Annotated in this window: 2 protein-coding genes; both read right to left on the bottom strand. The window is 47.9% G+C overall.

Annotated features, from left to right (window positions below; translation table 11 throughout):
* Positions 1 to 162: 162 nt before the first annotated feature.
* The gene (locus tag B5F78_RS15985) at positions 163 to 1,446 is read right to left on the bottom strand and encodes a rhamnogalacturonan acetylesterase (RefSeq protein WP_087407209.1); all 1,284 of its coding nucleotides are present in this window, start codon (positions 1,444 to 1,446) and stop codon (positions 163 to 165) included.
* 22 nt (positions 1,447 to 1,468) lie between these two features.
* Entirely contained in the window at positions 1,469 to 4,246 is a 2,778-nt protein-coding gene (locus B5F78_RS15980; RefSeq protein WP_087407208.1) for an alpha-L-rhamnosidase, read from the bottom strand.
* Between the last annotated feature and the right edge of the window lie 477 nt (positions 4,247 to 4,723).

Here is a 4,723-nt window from a genome sequence, read left to right as displayed (position 1 = left end):
TGACGAAGAACAGGAGCGGAAAGGACCAAAAAATCGCCCAAAGCACACACGAAAACGGATACATCAAGCCAAGAAAAACTTTTTGGAGAAATTCAAAACAGCTTCTCAAAACAGCTTAAAAACTTATCCCCAATCAGCACACGACAAATTCAAAACAGTTTCTCAGTTTCCGTCCGGTTTCTCTATTTCGGTGAATGGGCTGTCATCCCATTGGAAACTGTCTGGATTATCAGGATGAGTTGGGTCAAAAGGCTGATAGTCTTTCAGACAGGCAGCGAATGGAAGGTTCAGCCCACGGATTCCTTCTACTATACAGCGAGCTATTTCGTAGGCTCCGTAAGGGTTGAAGTGGGTATTATCGGCAAGTTCGCGAGTCTGTCCCGGGTAAGTGCCTGCAGGATAATGTACAAAGGCTTTCTTCGAGGTTTCTACTCCCAGTGCTTCATACAGTGTGCGGGTCATGTCGTGCAGTTCGATGACTGGTACCTGTTCGCGCTGTGCCACCCAGCGCATGGCATCGGGATAGTCTTCGTGGGTTTCGAGTATCTTGCCGTTTTCATCGAATGAGCGGCGTTGGGTCGGGGTAACGAAGACCGGAGTGCCTCCTTTGAGACGTACTTCATCGATGAAAGTCTTCAGTTGGGTGGCAAAGAAGTAATAGGCTCCCTTGCCGGGTCCTTTCAGTTTCTGGTCGTTATGTCCGAATTCGATGAACATGTAGTCGCCTGGTTTCATTTGCGTGAGAGCTTTCTTCAGGCGTCCTGCCTTGATGAAGGTATCGGCACGTTCGCCACTTTCGGCATAGTTGGCAAAACATACGCGGTCGTTGAAGAAAGCGGGAATCATCTGTCCCCAACTTGCCCACGGTTCGTTGTCTTGGTCTACTACGGTAGAATTTCCGGCAAGGAAAACTGTAGGGACATTGTCTGCCCGTTCTATTTTTATGTTTGCTACGCAAGGGGCGCTGCCATTAAATTCCAGCGTGAGTTTGTCATCCCAGTTCAACTTGTTTTTTTCGCGTAGTTTGATACGTACTTTTTCCTCTCCGTCAATAACCGTGTTACGTTTGTTGATAACGAATGTAAAGGTCTTGAATTCTCCTTTGCGGGTAGGGATTCTGTTCAGGAACAAGCGGCGCGATTCACCTCTTACGGTGGTGAGTCCTGCTTTTTTCTTGCTTCCTAGGGTGACGGTGATGCGATAATTACCATCGGGTACGTCAACCGAGAAGAAGAATGGCTGGTCCGATTTTCCATCAGGGGCAGGAATGAGGTCATAGCCGAAGTGTCCTTCTCCTGGATATAGTGAATCGGGGGTAATGTAGATGGTTGTGCTTCCTTTATCCGCTTTGTTGGGAGCAAAGGTAAAGTCGTAGGTTTGTGCCGATAGGCCTGCAGCCGGAATCCATCCGGCTATCAGCAGGCTGAATAGAATGTTTGGTTTCATCTTATTCATAGGTGTTTTCGAGTTAGAGTTTATCATAGTTTACAGGAATCAGTTTTACGCAGCTGTTCAGTCCCGCAGGCATGGGTTGCAAGTGGCTGTAGTCTCCTTTTTCGTAGTTCAGCTTTACCATGTTTATTTCCTTGAAGATGCGCCATTGTTCACCTTTGCGGTCCATGTCGGCAATGCGGTTGCTCGGTAGGTTGGTTACCTCTACTTCGAGGGTATTCTTGCCGGGTTTCAGCCATTTTCCTATTTTCAGGCGGAAGGGTACGGCCCATACAGTTCCTGCTTCGTGTCCGTTGATGCGTACACGTGCACTTTCCCTCACGTCGCCCAAGTCAAGAATCCAGTCGTCTGCTTTCAGCTGGGGCATGTCGATAGTTACTGTATAGCGTGCAGTTCCCATATTGATAGTGGCATTGGGATGGTCTATTTCTGTCCACGACATGGGGGTGTCGATGTCGAATTCGCCTTCGATGCTGGGATGGCTTTCAGTGAATGCCAGTTTCCATCCATGGTCCAGGCTAAGGCTGTATGCTTGTTCGGAGCCGTATTTCCATGCGGATTGTCCTTCCGGTTTTTCCCGGAATGTCTGTACGATGAGGCTTTCGCCCGATTTCAGTTGCAGGCGCACTTGTAGCTTACCATCTTTCGTACGTGTCTGTGCCATGCCTTTTTCACCGGTCATAGGGTCGAAGAGCATGGCTGCGGTATCGGCTACATTAAGCGTTGCCCATCCGTTTACGTCTTGTTTTTGCAGGCAGGATACAAAGTAATGGTGTCCGTCGGGATTGGTCCGTCGGATGAACTGTAAGCCATAGCGTGTTTTTATTTCTTCTGCCGGTGTGCCGGTGGCATCGAGTACCTGATGGTAGTCAGAACCAATGATAATCCGTCCCTTGCCGAAGTCGAAGCATTGTGTCTTGTCGAAGGAATCAGCTTGGGGAAGGTCGGCACAGACAGCTGAAAAGGCTTTGCGGTTCTGTCTCAGTTGGCTGTAGCCCGGAACGTCTTCGGGGTATTGTTCGACAAATGCCACAGTGGCTCCTTCTCGTGCCAGACTTATCAGTTTTTTAAGTGTAGTGGCAGGCATCAGGCGTGCGGCTGGCACTACCAGTGCTTTGTATCGGGTTCCTCCGCTGGTTACCAGCTGCCCGTCTTCGTACCGGGTGGTACGGATGAATGCATCCGAGATATAGTCTACGTCATATCCGCCTTGGATGATGGTCTGGATGGTTTTGATGAATTTGGGGGCATATTGGTCCATCTTATGGATATCAAATGCTACCATACGTCCTGGCAGGTCGTTCCACATATCATAGATAGGAAGATATACCAGGAAATCATTGTCGGGTTGTCCCATTTGCAGGAAAGACTGGCAACGGGTGATGTAGTTAAAGAATGCCGGTGCATCGCGCCAGATGGAATTGGTGGGCGACATATTGACAGTGGCATAGAACAGCCATCCGGGCCATGCTGCTTCTTGAGGCGAGTATGGCGTGCCGTGAAAGAACATGTGGTTTACGCCAGATACGAACATCAGGTCCATGTCGGGTTTGCATTGTGACAGGGAAGTGCGGAAGTGGTCGGTAAGCCACGTGAAAGTTTCCGAAGAAGTATAAGGCTTTCCGGAGATATGTGCAGCCGATGAAGCATACTTCAGCATGGAAATGTCGGAAAAATTGGGGCGTGTCAGTGAGTCACGGCGTAATCCTTTGATGTGGAAGTCGGTCAGTCCGAAGCCTTCGCACTCAGGTATGTCTACCGATGCGTATGTATCAATCAGGTTGGCGGGTGAACCGTGTGCCTGGTTTCGGGTGGTGCTTCCGTGTCCATGTGCCCATTTGGTCCATTGGGTTGTAAAGTTGTCTATCAGCATTTCGCTTACGGTTTCCCTATAATCGGACAGGATACGTCTGCTGGTTTCCGGACGTGTTTCATCCAGAAATTCGGGAAAATGTTCTTCCAGCCGGTATCCTCTCCGTTTTGCAAATTCTTCCAGCAGTCCAGGTGTCCAGTCGGCACCATATACTTCGTAAGAATCATTGAAGAAGGAACGTGGCCAGTTGGTCTGGCTTTTCTTGAAAGCTTGGTCGAATTTGGCAAAGTAATTTTTTACAGCTTTCGGATTCAGGTGATCCATTACATACCCCTCTCCTCCGGGTGCGGCACGTTTCACTTTTTGCAGGGTCTTTCCTTCGAACAAGGCTATCAGTTGCCATTCCCCTGCGGGTGCTTTCCAAGTCAGTTTCCCTTCGTTTACTTTCGAAGTCAGGTCGAGGCATTTGCCTTTTCCGTCGTATGCCATCAGCCGGCTTAGTTTGGCAATGCCTTCCTGCCGTTTTTTCTCTTTCGGGTCAGTGATGCATATATCCAATGATACATCTTTTCCTCCGTTTATCAGATAAGATTCGAAGATGGCTTTGGTGGCAGCTTCTTCGATAGTGACTTCGGGTCCTCCGAAAGGCCAGCCTGTACCGGTATTCATGTCGATGCTGATACCGTTTTTTTGAGCTTCAGCTTCGGTATATTTGAGCATCTCCATCCATTGGGGCGAGAGAAAATCGATGTCATTCTGTTCGTTTCCTTGTACACCGTAGATGGGAGTGATTTCCAGGCTGCCCAGTCCTGCTGTGCCGTATTTTTTCAGATTATACGAAAGATTCTTTTGGTCGACGGCACTACCCAACCACCACCACCGGCTACCCGGTCGGGCTTCTGGTTTCACTTCTGGCCAGTTTTGGGCATGTGCCGTGCTGCCCAAAACCAGTAGTGTCCATAGCATGTTGTACTTTTTCATGTGTTTTCAGTGTTATCGAATGATTATATGGAAGCAAAAGTAAGGCGTTTTTGCCGATATTTCCATATAGAAAAGTACATATTCATGGATTATTGTACAGATTGTTGTCTGGTAGTTGGTGGTATGGCATCTTTCTTTTTACTTTTCGCGTAAAACCAGATTATAGAGTCTGTTTCGAATTTGTCGTGCGCTGATTTGGAATGGGTATTTGAATTTAGTTTCACTTCCGTGATGAGGAAAGATGCAGGACAGGACAAAAAGAAACACCACAGAAAACACTTGTCTATCCGAAATAGGCAAGGCTTCCTGTGGTGAATCAGCTCAACACACTTTTAATCCAATCCTGAAAAACAAGTATATTCCTATTGAGAAGCTGTTTTGAATTTCTCCAAAAAGTTTTTCTTGGCTTGATGTATCTATTTTCGTGTGTGCTTTGGGCGATTTTTTGGCCCTTTTCGCTCCTGTTCTTCGTCAGAT

This window comes from Bacteroides sp. An279, assembly GCF_002159615.1.
Lineage (GTDB): Bacteria > Bacteroidota > Bacteroidia > Bacteroidales > Bacteroidaceae > Phocaeicola > Phocaeicola intestinalis.
Note: the sequence above shows the minus strand (reverse complement) of the source record. Positions and strands in the feature narration are given on the sequence as shown.